General features: G+C 58.0%; 16 protein-coding genes. 10 read left to right on the top strand and 6 right to left on the bottom strand.

The window, feature by feature from the left end:
* Nucleotides 1-11 precede the first annotated feature (11 nt).
* A complete protein-coding gene (locus tag C6A77_RS05030) occupies nucleotides 12-380 on the top strand; it encodes a GNAT family N-acetyltransferase (protein ID WP_114168295.1) in 369 nt (122 codons plus the stop codon).
* On the opposite strand, the gene def is transcribed toward C6A77_RS05030, so the two are convergent.
* From def to C6A77_RS05015, 3 genes are all read right to left on the bottom strand, one after another.
* Nucleotides 335-871, bottom strand: coding sequence for a peptide deformylase (def, locus tag C6A77_RS05025; protein WP_114168294.1), 537 nt, complete (start codon nucleotides 869-871; stop codon nucleotides 335-337). The two genes, C6A77_RS05030 and def, sit on opposite strands and share 46 nt — an antisense overlap.
* Nucleotides 868-1,827 (bottom strand): YihY/virulence factor BrkB family protein, encoded by a 960-nt coding sequence (locus C6A77_RS05020; RefSeq protein ID WP_114168293.1) that lies wholly within the window; start codon nucleotides 1,825-1,827, stop codon nucleotides 868-870. Before C6A77_RS05020 ends, def begins: the two co-directional genes overlap by 4 nt.
* 203 nt (nucleotides 1,828-2,030) lie before the next feature.
* Nucleotides 2,031-2,210 carry a CsbD family protein gene (locus C6A77_RS05015; protein WP_114168292.1) on the bottom strand — a complete coding sequence of 60 codons (180 nt, stop codon included), beginning with the start codon at nucleotides 2,208-2,210 and terminating at the stop codon, nucleotides 2,031-2,033.
* 186 nt (nucleotides 2,211-2,396) lie between these two features.
* Between C6A77_RS05015 and C6A77_RS05010 the strand changes: the two genes are divergently transcribed.
* Complete coding sequence (locus C6A77_RS05010; protein WP_114168291.1) at nucleotides 2,397-2,777, top strand: hypothetical protein; 381 nt, start codon at nucleotides 2,397-2,399, stop codon at nucleotides 2,775-2,777.
* Here the strand turns inward: C6A77_RS05010 and C6A77_RS05005 are convergent, their stop codons facing one another.
* The 3 genes from C6A77_RS05005 to C6A77_RS04995 form a co-directional block, all read right to left on the bottom strand.
* Nucleotides 2,778-3,614, bottom strand: coding sequence for a S1-like domain-containing RNA-binding protein (locus tag C6A77_RS05005; RefSeq protein ID WP_114168290.1), 837 nt, complete (start codon nucleotides 3,612-3,614; stop codon nucleotides 2,778-2,780).
* 212 nt (nucleotides 3,615-3,826) lie between these two features.
* Nucleotides 3,827-5,062, bottom strand: a complete 1,236-nt coding sequence (locus C6A77_RS05000) for an aromatic ring-hydroxylating dioxygenase subunit alpha (RefSeq protein WP_114168289.1) — start codon at nucleotides 5,060-5,062, stop codon at nucleotides 3,827-3,829.
* A gap of 218 nt (nucleotides 5,063-5,280) precedes the next feature.
* A complete protein-coding gene (locus C6A77_RS04995; RefSeq protein ID WP_114168288.1) occupies nucleotides 5,281-6,264 on the bottom strand; it encodes a LysR family transcriptional regulator in 984 nt (327 codons plus the stop codon).
* A 326-nt stretch (nucleotides 6,265-6,590) separates the two neighbouring features.
* Here C6A77_RS04995 and C6A77_RS04990 point away from each other — a divergent pair, with 326 nt between their 5' ends.
* The 8 genes from C6A77_RS04990 (at nucleotide 6,591) to proX (ending at nucleotide 16,367) form a co-directional block, all read left to right on the top strand.
* On the top strand, nucleotides 6,591-7,604 hold the full coding sequence (locus tag C6A77_RS04990) for a GlxA family transcriptional regulator (protein WP_114168287.1): 1,014 nt from the start codon (nucleotides 6,591-6,593) through the stop codon (nucleotides 7,602-7,604).
* A gap of 66 nt (nucleotides 7,605-7,670) precedes the next feature.
* On the top strand, nucleotides 7,671-8,990 hold the full coding sequence (locus tag C6A77_RS04985; protein ID WP_114168286.1) for an FAD-binding oxidoreductase: 1,320 nt from the start codon (nucleotides 7,671-7,673) through the stop codon (nucleotides 8,988-8,990).
* Between the two features lie 21 nt (nucleotides 8,991-9,011).
* The gene (locus C6A77_RS04980; RefSeq protein ID WP_114168285.1) at nucleotides 9,012-10,340 is read left to right on the top strand and encodes an MFS transporter; all 1,329 of its coding nucleotides are present in this window, start codon (nucleotides 9,012-9,014) and stop codon (nucleotides 10,338-10,340) included.
* 69 nt (nucleotides 10,341-10,409) lie between these two features.
* Complete coding sequence (locus tag C6A77_RS04975; protein ID WP_114168284.1) at nucleotides 10,410-11,312, top strand: dihydrodipicolinate synthase family protein; 903 nt, start codon at nucleotides 10,410-10,412, stop codon at nucleotides 11,310-11,312.
* A 2-nt stretch (nucleotides 11,313-11,314) separates the two neighbouring features.
* The gene (locus tag C6A77_RS04970; protein ID WP_114168283.1) at nucleotides 11,315-12,805 is read left to right on the top strand and encodes an aldehyde dehydrogenase; all 1,491 of its coding nucleotides are present in this window, start codon (nucleotides 11,315-11,317) and stop codon (nucleotides 12,803-12,805) included.
* Between the two features lie 322 nt (nucleotides 12,806-13,127).
* The gene (locus C6A77_RS04965; protein WP_114168282.1) at nucleotides 13,128-14,273 is read left to right on the top strand and encodes a glycine betaine/L-proline ABC transporter ATP-binding protein; all 1,146 of its coding nucleotides are present in this window, start codon (nucleotides 13,128-13,130) and stop codon (nucleotides 14,271-14,273) included.
* A 66-nt stretch (nucleotides 14,274-14,339) separates the two neighbouring features.
* The gene (proW, locus tag C6A77_RS04960) at nucleotides 14,340-15,293 is read left to right on the top strand and encodes a glycine betaine/L-proline ABC transporter permease ProW (RefSeq protein ID WP_114168281.1); all 954 of its coding nucleotides are present in this window, start codon (nucleotides 14,340-14,342) and stop codon (nucleotides 15,291-15,293) included.
* 48 nt (nucleotides 15,294-15,341) lie between these two features.
* Nucleotides 15,342-16,367 (top strand): glycine betaine/L-proline ABC transporter substrate-binding protein ProX, encoded by a 1,026-nt coding sequence (proX, locus tag C6A77_RS04955; protein WP_114168280.1) that lies wholly within the window; start codon nucleotides 15,342-15,344, stop codon nucleotides 16,365-16,367.
* The last annotated feature ends 10 nt before the right edge of the window (nucleotides 16,368-16,377 follow it).

The following is a 16,377-nucleotide window of genomic DNA, read 5'->3' as shown; positions in this document are numbered from 1 at the left end:
ACGGCTCGCGCATGCGCGCCGCAGGCGACGCGCAGCTATGGGTGGCGCGGGCCGCAGGCATCGTCGCCGGGCTGAGCCTGAGCGCAGTGGACGATGGCCTGTGGCTGACCGGGTTGTTCGTGGCCCCGCCGCAGCGCGGCCAAGGGGTGGCCGGGCGCTTGCTGGAGGCGGCGCTGGCGCAGGCTGGCGGCCCGGTCTGGCTGTTCTGCCACCCGGACCTCGTTCCGTTCTACCAACGCCAGGGCTTCAGCGCGGCGCAGCACCTGCCGCAGGCCCTGGCCGGGCGCCTGCAGCGCTACCAGCGCAGCAAGCGCCTGGTGGCCCTGCAGCGTGGTCAGTCGTCGCTGGCGTCCAGCCCTGGGAACAGCACCTCGGTGTAGCCGAACCGGGCAAAGTCCTGGATGCGCGACGGGTACAGCCGGCCAATCAGGTGATCGCACTCGTGTTGCACCACCCGCGCATGAAAACCGTCGGCAAAGCGATCGATCGGCTTGCCCTGCGGGTCGATGCCCTGGTAGCAGATGTGCTTGAAACGCGGCACCACGCCGCGCAGGCCGGGCACCGACAGGCATCCTTCCCAGCCGTCCTCGAGTTCGCTGGAAGTCGGCGTGATGACCGGGTTGAGCAGAATGGTCTGCGGCACCGGTTCGGCATCCGGGTAGCGCTCGCTACGCTCGAACCCAAAGATCACCAGCTGCAGGTCGATGCCGATCTGCGGCGCGGCCAGGCCCACACCGCCAACATGACGCATGGTTTCGAACATGTCGTCGATCAATTGCTGCAGTTCGGCGCTGCCGAGCATGTGCTCAGGTACTGGCGGGGCGATGCGCAGCAGGCGCTCATCGCCCATCTTAAGGATGTCACGGATCATCGGGGGCTCGGCTCGGAAGGTTGCTGCTCGCTCGGTATCGGGTGCTCATGGCCCAGCACAGTACGGGTTTCCTGGGGCTGCTGCCCGTCGGCAACCTTTTCGCCCGGGTTCTTGCCCTCGCTCGACATGTGCTCGATCACGGCGTTCATCTCCGCGCCCAGCAGCAACACGGCGGCGGAAATATAGAAATACAACAACAGCACGATGATTGCACCGATACTGCCGTACATGGCGTTGTAGTCGGCAAAGGTCTTGACGTAGTAGGCAAACCCCAACGACGCCAGGATCCACACCACCACCGCCAATACCGAACCCGGGGTGATGAAGCGGAATTCCTGCTTCACGTCCGGCATCACGTAATAGATCAGCGCCACCGCCACCATCATCAAAATGATGATTGCCGGCCAGCGCAGGATGGTCCACACCGTGACGATCACCTCCTGCATGCCGACCTGGGCAGCGATCCATTCCATCACCTGCGGCCCCAGCACCATCAGCGCCGCCGCCACCAGCAGCATGCCGGCAATGCCCACGGTATAGATCACCGACAACGGGATGCGCTTCCACACCGGGCGGCCTTCGGGCACGTCGTAGGCCGCGTTCATCGCGCTCATCATCAGGCGCACCCCGGCCGATGCGGTCCACAAGGCAATCACGATACCCACCGACAACAGCCCGCCCTTGGACTGCTGCAACTGGTCGATCACCGGGTTCACCTGCTCCAGGGCCTGTGGCGGCAGCACCAGTTCCGACTGCAGGCGCAGCCACGAGAAGAAGTCCGGCAGGTGCAGAAAACCGATCAGGGCGATCAGGAACAGCAGGAACGGGAACAGCGAAAACAGCATCTGGTAGGCCATCGCCGAGGCGTAGGTAGACATCTCGTCGTCGAGGAATTCCTTGACGGTGCGTACCAGCACGCGGTGCAGGGGCAGGCCGCGCAGGTCGGGGAAAATCATAGCGTCTCCTTTCGCCGCTTGGTTCGTAAGTACATGGGGTAAGTCTAATAGACCCTGCCGTTACTGTGCTGATCCCGGCCATGCTGCAAGAATTTGCTTACGCCAGTAGCGGCCTCTTCGCGGGTAAACCCGCTCCCACAGATACGGCACAGCGCGTGAAGTCTGTGCAATACCCGCGAAAAGGCCGGGAGAGGTCGCTCAGATCAAGGCTTTTTCACCGCGTCCTTCACGTTGCCCTTGATCTGTTGCCCCTCGCCCTTCAGCTCCTGGGCCTCGCCCTCGGCGCGCAGGCGGTCGTTGTCGGTGGCTTTGCCGACACCCTGCTTGACGTTGCCGATCGCTTCGTTGGCCAAACCTTTCGCTTTGTCTTTGGTACCGCTCATGGCAAAACTCCTGCAATGGGGAGACACGAGAACCGTGTCGACAGTCGGTGGACCCAACGCCTGCGCCAGACGTTCCAACGGTTTTTTCATCCCCGAGCCAAGCGGTAACGCAACCGGCAACCTTGCCCCGCTACCCGCCACCCCTCACAATGCAGGCCTTCATAGCGTCAACCCGCAGGAACCTGCATGAAACTCGACAAACCCGCCGCCATCGCCCGGCGCAACGCAGCACTGGCCCGCCCGGTGCTGACCAGCAGCAATACCCTGTTCGCCATCCTCGACCACAAGCGCAACCTGTGGTGGTTCGAAGTGCCGGTGGCGCTGCTGCGCAAGGGCCAGCCCGACTGGGTCAACCTGCTGCTGCACACCCCGCAAAGCGACGAGCTGCAGCACCTGAAGGTGCCGATCAACTTCCTGCGTGCGCACCAGGAACAGATGGAAGTGCGCAACCCCGGCAAGCGCCGCTCGACCATCAGCCTTGCCCTCAGCGCCGACCGCGATTCGCTGCTGCGCGACACCCGCCCCGGTGGCGAGCAGCTGGACTTCCGTACCTTCGTGCAGGCCTGATCAGGCCTTTTCGATGCGATCGTCATGGATGACGATGCGGCCCTGCTTGAACAACCCGCCAATGGCCTTCTTGAAGTTACCCTTGCTGACGCTGAACAGCTTGCTGATCAGCGCCGGGTCGCTCTTGTCGCTCACATTCAGCACCCCGCCTTCGGCTTCCAGGCGCGCCATGATCTGCTCTTGCAGGCTGTCGGCCAGGGCCGCGCCCACCGGTTGCAGGCTAAGGGCGATCTTGCCGTCCTGGCGCAGTTCCTTGATGAAGCCCTTCTCGTGCATGCCCGAGCGCAGGAACTTGAACACCTCGTTCTTGTGGATCAGGCCCCAGTGGCGGTTGTTGATGATGGCCTTGAAGCCCATCGGCGTCTCGCCGGCCACCAGCAATTCGACCGGCTGACCCACCTGGTAGTCCGCCGGGGTGCGGTCCAGGTAGCGGTCCAGGCGCGAGGTGGCGGTGATGCGGCGGGTGCGCTTGTCGAGGTACACGTGCACCACGCAGTAGTCGCCGATCTTCAGCGGCCGCGCTTCTTCCGAGTACGGCATCAGCAGGTCCTTGGACAGGCCCCAGTCGAGGAAGATGCCAGCGCCGTTGATGTCCTTGACCTTGAGGCTGGCGAATTCGCCGACCTGCACCTTGGGCTTCTCGGTGGTGGCGATCAGCTGGTCTTCGCTGTCCAGGTAGATGAACACGTTCAGCCAGTCATCGACCTCGGTTTCGGCGTTTTTCGGGATATAGCGCCCGGGCAGCAGGATCTCGCCGTCGGCGCCGCCGTCCAGGTACAGGCCGAAGTCCACGTGTTTCACGATTTGCAAACTGTTGTAACGCCCAAGCAGAGCCATTTCCGATGTTCCTCAAGACAAGGTGGCTATTTTCCAGACATACACCTGCCGGTGTCAAAGCTCGAAAGCTTAGCTCTGCCCAAAGGTCCACGCCCGCCCCCTTCCTGAACAGCAACACTTCAATGTTCACAGCGCATTCGCTGGCAAGTGCATCGCCGTTGCGCCAGGACCAACGAAAACGGCGCCCGAAGGCGCCGTTGCGAATCGCTGCATCAGCCGACCGATTTCAATTGGGGACGCCCTTCCAGGCGCTCCAGCATGGTCGCGCAGTACCAATCGTCGAACTGGCAAACACCGTTTTCAGCGTTTTCGGAGAATGGGCCCGGCTCATAGGCAGGTGAGGAGACACCCGCAAAGGTGCCTTCAACCAGGCGACGATCCTGGTCGTTGGTGGCCAACCATACTTTGGTCAGGCGTTCCAGGTCGTAGTCGACGCCCTCGACGGCAGCCTCCGGCACCAGCCACTTGGTGGTCACCAGGGTTTCGCCCGGGCCGATCGGCAGAACGCGGAAACTCAACGCGTGATCGCCGAGAAAATGGTTCCAGGTCGATGGGTAGTTGAAGTAAAGCAGCGCACCGATGTCCGGTTCACCGCTCTTGTCCAGCCGCCCTGCCACTGCAGGCTTGCCATCCATGGTGTAGCTCACCGCACCGGCGGAGAGCGGAATGCGGGTCATACGGAAACGCCCCTTGGGGTCCATGTTCAACCGGCTTGGCATGCCTGCCGCTTCACACCGGTCCCAATGGGCCACAAGCTCCGGGTCTTCATCGCCGCCGACACCCGCGACCGACAAGTTCTCGACGAAGGAGTTGAGCAGCTCCGGGTGGGTACCGTCGCAGTGGTAACACTCACGGTTGTTTTCGAAGACCAGCTTCCAGTTGCCCTTTTCGATCAGGTTCGATTCGAAGGCGACCTTGCAGTTTTCCAGGAAGTGCGGCGCGATGAACGGGGTCACGGCGGCACGGAAGCCAGAGAAGTCAGGTGCCTCTTCGGCGACGCAGACATAGATGTAGGTGTGTACCACTTCGATATGAACGGTCTTCAGGCCGTAGTTCGAGCGATCGAAGTCGTTGCCCATATTGCCTGCATAGATCAGGTTGCCGTCGAGCTCGAAGGTCCATTTATGGTAGGGGCAGACCAACTTCGCCACCTTGCCGCTCGCATGTTCGCAGACCTTGGCGCCACGGTGGCGGCAGGCGTTGTGGAAGGCTCGAACCTCACCATCCTTGCCCCGCACGACGGCTACCGGGTAGTCGCCAATCTGCAGAGTGAAATACTGGCCGGTCTTGGGAATTTCGAAGGTGTGCCCAGCAAAGACCCAGTCTTTATGCCAGATGTGTTCGAGGTCCTGGCGATAAACCACAGGGTCGAAATAAAGCTCACGGGGCAACACATGGCGAGCCTTGCGTTGCTTGATCAGGCTAATGACGGATTCGTTGCTGTTCATTATTATCCTCCAGGCACCATGCCATTCCAGGCAGGCACAAACGACTGAAACATTATTTTTGTAAATATGTTCTTGTAAAAAGCCGCGCACGAAACCCTGGCAAAGAAAGACTGCTCCGTCGATAAACGGATTATTATTGGTCACGCGTGCAGACAGGGTATAGCTGTACTCAGCAACCACTCAAACTACATTTTTGCAGCCGAATCGATAATGTCAGGTTATCCATTTCGCGCTTGAACTTTCCACGCTGAGAACTTGGTCATGATCCAGTCCCTGACCCGGGCACAAGCGTCTTTTGCCACCGTATCTTCACGGCACGCCAAGTAATGAAGGCTGTTGCGCAGCGTGACCTGCTCTTTGACCGGTTTCACCAACCGCCCCGTCTCGACCATGTGCGCCACCAAATGATTCCAGCCGAGTGCTACCCCCTGATGGGAAAGCACCATATTGGTAATCAGGTTATAATCATTCGCATGGAAGATGGGCGGACTCTGCGGGTCTCTTTCATCAATATCAATATTCTGGAACGCGAGCCATACACTCCAGTCGACGTGCTCGGCCACACCTGACCTGCCATAGGGGCTCAAGTCCAGAAGTTCAGCGCTGCGCAGCCCTTCCAATGTGGTAATGTCAGGATGGCGGTCAACATACTCAGGCGAACACACGGGGTAAATGATGTCATGGCAGAGTGGATATACTTTATACCCCTCCCCTACATTGACGAATTTTGAAACGACGATATCGGGCTCCACGCCCGGCTCTCGAGCGTGGAAATTCTGAGTGGTAATCAGATTAAGCTCGATATCAGGATTTTTCGACCGAAAATCCTGAATATGATTTGAAAGCCAAAGTGCTGAAAACGCCGGAGAACACGATATGGTCAGCACGTGTTTGTCGACCGGCGCATTCCTGATGCGCTCTGCCGCCTGAGCGATATTCACGAAAGAAATTTGCGACGCATCGAAAAACACAGCCCCGGCAGGCGTGAGCTCAACGGCACGCCCCACGCGAATGAACAGTGGCGCGTTGAGGTACTCTTCAAGCTCGCGGATCTGACGGCTAATGGCGGCTTGTGAAACGCACAAAGCTTCCGCTGCGCGGGTGAAGCTTTCGTACTTGGCGGCTGCCACGAAGGCTTTCACCGCCCTGAGCGAGGGCATTTTGAGGAGCAGCGTATCTGGATCCACATGCTTGTGCGACATTCTTCGTACCGCTCCTGAACCACACCCATTCGATTACTTGCCCATCCTACGCGCGGAATAAGCAGCGTTCACCGGTAAAAAATTTACCAGCAGCATAACTTAAAGTTATGCGAAGGGCATTATCAATCTTGCGAAGGGGTAGCTTTCGTTCCACGGGTGGATTGATAACCAGACGTTATCCAAAAAAGCCCGGAAAAGTCGTTGGACCCGTTCATGACGCGGTCATTAAGCTAGTGCCCAACCTGATGATGGCTCTTAATCATCTAGAGAGCATGTCAATACAACAAATAAATTCAAGCATTGGGCTTGGGCTGCTAGGTACCCCAATGAAAACAATTACAAGAGCATTTAGCCGCACATTCGCCGACCGCAACTTGGGCTTCATGCCACATGCGCGCGGCGATCGTAAGCCCTCCCGAGTGGGTTTCCTTTTGCTCGAAAATTTTTCTTTGCCTTGCTTCACGCAAGCGCTGGATGTTCTGGTTACAGCGAATCTCATATCCCAAGGTGCGGTACGCATACACACTTTCAGCCACAACCATACTGAAGTCATGAGCGACCTGGGCATTCCCATCCGTCCTGATACGCCCCTCACAGACCTTCGTTTGTCCGACCTCGATCTTATAGTGATATGCGGCGGTCTGCGTGTCGCCCGCACTTTACCTAATTGGCTATCGTCACTGCTTAAAAAGATATCGAAGCTGCCTATCGCGCTCGGCGGCCTGTGGAATGGCGCCTGGTACCTTGGCGCTGCCGGGCTGCTGGACGGCTACCGCTGCGCCATACATGCCGAGCAACGCACCGCCTTGGCTGAGCGTGCGCCCCACGCCGTGGTATCCCAGGAACCCTTGGAACTCGACCGCGACCGAATGACGTCGGCAACCCCCAATGGCGCGTTCGACATGATGATCCGCTGGCTAGGTTACGGCGCGTGTGCCGAGTTGGCCAATGCCGTTCTGGACACCCTTGATTCCGATCAAAGCAAACATCGGAGTTTTCAGAAACCCCAACAGCCCAAGGTGAGCAAACCGTTGCGTGAAGTGATCACGCTGATGGAGTCCAATCTTGAGGAGCCGCTCAGCCAAGTACAACTGGCCCAGCTCGTGGGCCTTTCTGTTCGGCAAATTCAGCGACTGTTCAAATATCAGCTGAGTACCACGGCTCAGAAATATTACTTCCAGCTCAGAATAACCGAAGCTCGCCGGCTCATACAGAATTCCAACACATCGATCTTCGACGTATCGATCGCATGCGGCTTTGTCTCATGCACGCATTTCAGCAGGTCATACCGAGCTTTTTTTGGCCACCCGCCTTCCAAAGAGATCCGCTATGAAATGTAGCGACCCGAAACGCGTCAGCTACCTCATGCCATGTTGGACGCAAGCCTACCTCTCAGGATCACCCCAATGACAAAAATCACTTCTTTACCAGCCGATGACACGACATGCGGATGGTATCACTTGAGCAAAGGGCGTCGCGTCCAACCAGCGCACCAAGGCACTTCCAACGTGCGCTGGGCTATCGTCGGCGCGGGCTTTACCGGCCTGGCCGTGGCACGACAGCTCGCCCTGAACTTCCCGGATGACCAAATCGCACTGATCGAAGCTCAAGAAGTCGGGCTGGGCTCTTCGGGTCGGAACGCAGGCTTTGCCATCGACCTGCCGCACGACATCGGCGCTGATGATTACATCGGCGATATCGAAGTCGCAAAGACGACCCTGAAGATCAACCACTTCGGTCAGCATTCCCTGAAGGAACTGGTCGAGCAGTTCAACATTGATTGCCAGATGAAGCACTGCGGCAAATATCAAGCCGCCGTGGAGTCCCGCGGGATTGCAGTGTTGGACGCCTACCGCAGTGGCCTGGACAAGCTTGGGCAACCCTACGAAATGATCGAAGCGCACGCGCTGCCCGAGCACATCGGCACCCGCTTCTACCGCAAAGCACTGTTCACGCCGGGAACCTCGCTTATTCAGCCATCGGCACTAGTGAAAGGCCTGGCAGACTCACTTCCGGCTAATGTCGTGCTGTATGAAAACACCCCGATCATCGATGTCGAATACGGCGAAAAGGTTGTCCTTCGGCATCATAACGGTGCCATCACAGCCAGCAAACTGATCCTGAGCAACAACGCGTTTGGCATGCATTTCGGCTTCTTGAAAGGCCGTATGCTACCGGTCTTCACTTACGCCAGCCTCACCCGAACATTGTCCGAGCAAGAGCAGGCTGCCCTGGGCGGCAAGCCATTCTGGGGCGTGATCCCCGCCGATCCCTTCGGCACTACCGTCAGGCGCACACCAGACAATCGCATCCTGGTTCGCAACAGTTTCAGCTTCAACGCGGATGGCAGGAGCAACAGCAAGTACATCGAGCGGTTCGTCAAGAGGCATCGCGAATCGTTCGCGCGCCGGTTCCCAATGCTGCCCAAGGTAAACCTTGAATACACCTGGGGCGGCGCACTCGCGTTGTCGCGAAACCATGAGGGTTACTTCGGTCAGTTGGCCCCGAACGTTTATGGGGTCTTGTGCTGCAACGGCCTGGGGGTAACGCGGGGAACTGCGACTGGAAAGCTGATGGCTGACTGGCTTGCCGGTGAACATAACGAACTCATCGAGTTCTTGCTGAAATCGCCAGGCCCTTGTGCAAACCCACCGGAGCCGCTGGTATCCCTGGGCGTCAATCTGAACCTGATGTGGGGACAATACAAAGCAGGCGTTGAAGCTTAAGTCTTTTATCAGGAGAGAAAAATGATAAGTCCAAATATCTCAGTAGAAGATGTACCGCTGAACAGGTTCCACAAACTACTCACCTTACGCTCGGGCGGAGGCTCTTTCGTCGACGGCTACGTCTTGAGCATCATAGGTGTGGTGCTTGCGCACATCAGCACATCGCTTTCGCTCAGCAGCTTCTGGGAAGGCCTCATCGCGGCTTCCGCGTTGATCGGCATCTTTTTCGGTGGGTTTCTGGGCGGCTGGCTGACGGATCGGCTGGGCCGCAAGCGCTTGTTCTTCGTTGGCCCCACTCTTTTTATTCTCGCGTCCGTCGCTCAGTTCTGGGCTCAAACAGCTGAGGCGATTTTTATTCTGCGGCTGATCATTGGCATCGCGGTAGGCATCGAGTACCCCGTCGCGACTTCGCTTCTCGTGGAGTTCATGCCGAAAAAGTACCGTGGCCCTCGCCTGGCGATGCTCACGATCCTCTGGTTCACAGGTGCTGCCGCAGCCTACATCGTCGGCGAGCTGGTACTGCGCTTGGGCGGTGAAGAGGCCTGGCGCTGGGTGCTGGCCAGCTCGGCGATCATCGGCATGGCCTTGTTCATCGTACGCATAGGCACGCCGGAATCGCCTCGCTGGCTGCTGAGCAAAGGCCGTCAGGACGAGGCGCTGAAGGTCATCAGGCGTGTGTACGGCAACGACTATTCCCTGGCCAACCTTCCAGAAGAAAGCCCCAACTACAAGATCAATGTCTGGAGCCTCATCTACTCGGGCTACGCCAAGCGCATGGTGTTCGTCATCGTGTTCTGGACGTGCTGCATCATCCCGCTGTTCGCGGTGTATGCCTTTGCCCCCAAAGTGCTGACAGCGATGAACGTGAAAGGCGACAGCGCCTCGATCGGGTCAGTGCTGATCACCTTGTTCTTCGTGGCGGGATGCATCATCGCCACCCGGCTCATCAACACCATCGGACGTCGCAACCTGCTGCTGTACAGCTTTGCCGTTTCAGGCCTGGCACTGTTGTGCCTCGGCGCATCCAACAACGGCGCAGGCCCCTGGATCCTGGTCTTCTTCGCTATCTATGCGCTGTTCATCGGCGGGGCCCAGGTGCTCACCCTGGTCTACCCGAACGAGATTTTTCCAACGGAGATTCGTGCATTCGCGGTGGGTGCCGGCACATCGATTTCGCGCATTGGCGCAGCGGTCGGTACCTACCTTGTCCCTGTCTCGCTGGAATCCCTGGGCATCGCTCAGACGATGTACGTGGCCGCCGGCATCACCTTCTTCGGCTTGTTCCTGTCATGGGTTCTGGCCCCGGAAACACGCTCGCTGAACCTTCAGCAGGCGGCATCGCTTGGCTAAATGAAATCAGTGCCTGGCGACCTGGCCAGGCACTGATTGTGTTGTGGTGATCATAATCGGAGCGGCATCATGAAATTCGAAGGCATCTACACCCCCGCAATTACCCCACTGGCTGAAGACGGCTCGATCGACAAAGCCGCATTCAGCGAGGTGCTCGAGTACCTGGTCGAGTCGAAGATCCATGGCGTCATCATTGGCGGCTCCACCGGCGAATACTACGCGCACACTGCCCAGGAGCGCCTGGAACTGGCGGCCCAGGCCAAAGACGTACTCAATGGCCGCCTGCCGCTGATCATCGGCACTGGCGCCATCCGCACCGAAGACTCGGTGGCCTTCGCCAGGCACGCCAAGGAAATCAAGGCCGACGCGCTGCTGGTCGGCACACCGCCATACGCGCTGCCGACGCAGCAGGAAATCGCCCTGCATGTAAAAGCTGTCGATGCCGCCGCCGGCCTGCCGATCATGCTCTACAACTACCCAGGCCGCATGAGCATGAGCATGGGTGAAGCGTTCTTCGACGCGGTGGCCAACGTGAAGAACATCGTCGCCATCAAGGAAAGCTCCGGCGACATGGCCCAACTGCACCGCCTGGCCATCCAGCGCCCGAACATCCAGCTGTCCTGCGGCTGGGACGACCAGGCCTTGGAGTTTTTCGCGTGGGGCGCGAAGAGCTGGGTCTGCGCCGGCTCCAACTTCATCCCGCGCGAGCACGTGGCGCTGTACGAGGCCTGCGTAATAGAGAAGGACTTCGACAAGGCGCGCAAGATCATGGGCGCCATGATGCCGCTGATGGATTTCCTCGAAGGTGGCAAATTCGTTCAGTCGATCAAGTACGGCTGCGCCCTCAACGGCCTGCGCACCGGCGGCGTGCGCAAGCCGCTGTACGACCTGGAGGCTACCGAAAAGCAGGAACTCGAGCGCGTAGTCAGCGAGCTCAAGTGCACCATCGCACAGATCACTGGGGGTGCCTGAACATGGCTGAATTGCTGAGCAAGGAACAATACGCGGCCATCGCCGCCGACCTGCAACTGCGCACCAAGGCATTCATCGACGGTGAATTCCGCGAGGCCATTTCCGGTCGTACCTTCGTCACCACCAACCCGGCCACCGGCGAGCAGCTGGCACAAGTCGCCGCCTGCGACGTCAACGACGTCAACCTCGCCGTGGCTGCCGCCAAACGCGTGTTCGAAGCAGGCACCTGGTCGAAGATGCAACCGAACGACCGCAAGCACGTGCTGCAGAAGTTCGCCCAACTGCTGGAAGACAACGCTCACGAGTTGGCCGTACTGGAAGCGCTGGACAGCGGCAAGCCGGTCAGCGAGTGCCAGACCGTCGATGTGCCGGAAACCATCCACACCATCCGCTGGCACGCCGAGCTGATCGACAAGATCTACGACGCGACCGCTCCAACCGGCAACGCGGCAGTGACCATGGTGGTGCGCGAAGCCATCGGCGTGGTTGGCCTGGTGCTGCCGTGGAACTTCCCGCTGCTGATGCTGGCCTGGAAGATTGCCCCGTCGCTGGCCGCTGGCTGCTCGATCGTGGTCAAGCCGGCCAAGGAAACCACCCTCAGCGCCCTGCGCGTGGCCGAACTGGCCCATGAGGCGGGCATTCCTGCCGGCGTGTTCAACCTGGTGCCTGGCGGTGGCCGCGAAGTGGGCGAAGCCATCGGTCGTCACATGGACATCCCGATGGTCAGCTTCACCGGCTCCACCGAAACCGGTCGCCTGTTCCTCAAATACGCTGCCGAGTCCAACCTCAAGCGCATCGTCCTGGAACTCGGGGGCAAGAACCCGGCCGTGGTCATGAACGACTGCGAAGACCTTGATGAAGTGGCCCAGTTCGTCACCGCCGGTGCGTTCTGGAACATGGGTGAGAACTGCTCGGCGTCCTCGCGCCTGATCGTCCACAAAGACGTCAAAGACGAGCTGCTTAGCCTGATCGCCAAGCACCTGAAGGACTGGAAGCTGGGCGACCCGCTCGACCCGGACAACCGCCTGGGTGCCATGGTCAGCAAAGCGCACTTCGAGAAGGTCAAGTCCTACCTGGACTACGCCGCCGAGCAGAAGCTCAGCATCGTGCAGGGTGGCGAGACCGAGGATGGCGTATTCGTACAGCCGACCATCGTCGACAACGTTGGCCGCGACAACAAGCTGTTCGTCGAGGAAATCTTCGGCCCGGTGCTGAGCGTGACCAGCTTCGAGACCCTCGACGAGGCGATCGAGCTGGCCAACGACACCGTCTACGGTCTCGCGGCCTCGGCGTACACCGGCAGCCTGCGCAACGCGCTGCGCCTGTCGCGGGAAATCCGCGCCGGTGTGGTCACGGTCAACTGCTTCGGCGAGGGTGATGTGACCACGCCGTTCGGTGGCTACAAGGAATCCGGCTTCGGTGGGCGCGACAAGTCCATCTGGGCCCATGACCAATACACGGAGCTGAAGACCATCTGGATCAACGCTTCGTGATCTGAGCAGGACCGGTGCTGTTCTGACGGAGTTCAGCGCCGCTGGGGCCACTGTGCAGTGTGGGCAGTGGCCCCTCTCTTTTCGGCGTAATAGCGACCCGCTCTTCGATAACGCTACGTTATGAATAGTGGCTGATAAATGTTGATGGTCGCCAACGCCCGATAGGCTTAAATTCTATAAACGCCCATCTGGGGCCAGAAAAATAAAAAACCCAGGACGCCGCCATGCCTATTCCACCTTCTTGGTACTGTCTCCCCAAGTCGATACTGTCTTTGCCCAACAAAGATACTGTATCCCCTAAATCAAAGTTAGGAGGGAAGCCATGAGCCACTCAGATGAAATTCTTTCAATCCAGCATATCTACAAAGTTTTCGGGCCCCACCCTGATGTCGCCATGAAGATGGTGAAAGAGGGGTTCAGCAAAAAAGAAGTCTTCGAAAAAACCGGTCAAGTTATCGGTGTGTTCGACGCGACCCTGTCAGTAAAGCGCGGCGAAATTTTCGTCATCATGGGTTTGTCAGGGTCGGGCAAATCCACCCTGGTACGCTTGTTCAATCGGCTGATAGAGCCGACCTCCGGCAACATTTATCTGAATGGTCGAGAAATCACCGGGCTTTCAGACAAGGCACTGCTGGATGTGCGTCGCAAAGAAATGGGGATGGTATTTCAGTCATTCGCCCTGATGCCGCACATGAGTGTCCTCGAAAACACAGCCTTCGGCCTCGAAATAGCGGGTGTCAGCGAAACGGAACGCCAGAAGCGCGCGCGCGAGGCGCTTCTGCAGGTCGGGCTTTCTGGCCAGGAACATAGTTATCCGCACCAGCTCTCAGGTGGCATGCAGCAGCGTGTAGGCTTGGCACGCGCACTGGCCAATGACCCCACCATCCTTCTGATGGACGAAGCTTTCTCTGCCCTTGACCCGCTAATCCGTAGCGAGATGCAGGGCGAATTGATCAAATTACAAGCCGAGCAGAAGCGCACGATCATCTTTATCTCCCATGATATCGAAGAGGCCATCCGCATTGGCCACCGTATCGCAATCATGGAAGGCGGTAGAGTCGTGCAAATCGGCACGCCGCAAGAATTGATAAGTCAACCCGCCAATGATTATGTCCGCACATTCTTCAAAGGTTTTGACAGTTCCAAAATCTTGAAAGCGGGTGACCTGGCCCGTCTTGACCCTGAAGCCACTCGGCATATCGAAGCCCCTCGGGAGTTCAAACCAGGCATTGACTTTGGCTACCTGCTGAATGACCAAGGCCAGTTGGTGAGTGTTGTCGATGCAGACAGTAGCAACACCCACTACGCCCAGCATGAACTAGAGCCGGTCTATCTTGATACGCCTTTGCATGAGGTGTTGAACATTGCGGCAAAACTGCCCTACCCCGTGCCAGTTCTGGATCGAAACGGTTTTTTGAAAGGCACCTTGTCCAAAAATCAATTACTGCAAACGCTGGGCAGTCATTGAGTCATCGATCAGACCTGTAAGTTCGCACGTGCTTCACTTGCGAACCGCGTAATGAGGGTAGTTCAAATGTCCGACTTTAGTTTTCTCGATCCGTTTCAGACGACCGTCATCCCTCTTGGCGACTGGGTGACGAGCACGTTGAATTTTCTGGTGCATAATTTCCGTGATTTCTTTCGCGCTATTCGGTGGCCAATCGACCAGGTCCTGAATGGCATTGAATGGTTCCTGCAGAGCATTCCACCGTCTATCGGTATTCTACTATCCAGCCTGCTTGGCTGGCAGCTCGCCGGAAAGCGCATGGCACTGCTGTGCTTCATTACCCTCACATTGCTAGGCCTTATCGGCGTATGGTCGGCGTCGATGACAACCCTCGCCCTTGTCCTGACATCGGTGTTCTTCTGTGCTGTCATAGGCATTCCGCTGGGCATATTGTGCGCTCGCAGCGACCGTCTCGAACGTGTGGTCAGGCCGGTGCTCGATGCCATGCAAACCTTGCCCGCCTTTGTCTATCTCGTCCCGGTGGTGATGCTGTTCGGTATCGGCAACGTACCTGGGGTTCTCGTTACGATCGTGTTTGCCCTTCCGCCACTCGTACGCCTGACCAATCTGGGCATACGGCAGGTGCCCGAAGACAAGATCGAAGCCGCTCGCGCATTTGGCTGCACGCCGCGGCAGATGCTGGTGCGCGTGCAGTTACCACTGGCCACTTCGACCATGATGGCCGGCCTTAATCAGACGCTGATGCTGTCCCTTTCCATGGTCGTCATCGCATCCATGATTTCGGTCGGCGGCCTGGGCCAAATGGTGCTGAGGGGTATTGGCCGACTTGATATGGGACTGGCAACGGTGGGTGGCATCGGCCTGGTTTTACTGGCCATCTTCCTTGACCGCCTCACTCAGGCAATGGGTGACCGCACTAAAACCGACCCAAGTAGAAAATGGTACCAGACAGGCCCCGTCGGTTTCCTGCTGCGGATGTTCGGCACTGGCAAATCCTCCAGGCCAGAAAAAATTGCATGAAGGCATTTCTTGATCATGTTTTGCACTTCCACGCTTAAGGAACCCACCATGTCCATGATAAAAATTCCGCGCCGAGCCCTTAAAACCGCGACTGCACTTTACCTCGCCATTACAGCGCTGAGTTCATTTGCGTCCACCAACCCCGGGGAAGGCGTTAAAATCACCCCGATATTTCCACCGATCGCCGAAGAGCGTTTCCGCGGCGAAATCGCAATGCAAGGCCTTCGCGAACTTGGTTACAACGTTCAAGAGCCCAAGGAGACTGATTATGGTGTCATGATGATGGCACTCGCTAACGGCGATGCGGACTTCACCGTGCACCTTTGGGACAAGCTGCATGAAAAGTTTTATCAGCAGGCTGGCGGTGACGATGTCATGGTGAAAACAGGCGAGATCATGCCTGGTGTGCTTCAAGGCTACCTTATAGACAAGAAAACCGCTGAAGCCCATAACATCAAGTACATCACTGACCTGAAACAGCCTGAACTTGCCAAACTATTTGATGCTGACGGCGATGGCAAAGCGGATCTGACTGGCTGCAACCCCGGGTGGGGCTGTGAACTTATCATTGATCACCAGATGAAAGCCTACGGCCTCGAAAAAACCGTTCACGTCAACCAGGGCTCTTACTTCGCCCTGATGGCCGACACCATTACGCGCTACAAGGAAGGAAAGTCGATCCTCTACTTCACCTGGGTGCCCCAGTGGATCGCCAATGTGCTTGTGGAAGACAAGGATGTGGTCTGGCTGGAGGTTCCTGAAACAGACCTGCCCGGCGGAAAAAATGATATCGACACGACTTACAAAGGCAAGAACCTGGGGTTTGCCGTCGATAAAGTCGAAGCGGTCCTGAACAAGGAGTTCGCGCAAAAGAACCCGGCGGCCTTGAAGTTCCTGTCGCTGATGAAGATCAGCACCGCTGATGAAAGCGCGCAGAACCTGAAGATGCAACAGGGTGAAAAAAGCCCGGACGATATTCATCGCCACACGAGCGAGTGGATAGCCGCCCATCGGCAACAATTTGATGAATGGCTTCAATCGGCAAGGGCCGCTGGCACCCAGGCGAGCAACTGACCGTCAATGT

It is taken from the genome of Pseudomonas sp. AFG_SD02_1510_Pfu_092 (assembly GCF_003331055.1).
In the GTDB taxonomy this organism is placed as follows: Bacteria; Pseudomonadota; Gammaproteobacteria; order Pseudomonadales; family Pseudomonadaceae; genus Aquipseudomonas.
The sequence above is the reverse complement of the archived record's forward strand: the minus strand, read 5'-3'. Positions and strand labels throughout refer to the sequence as shown.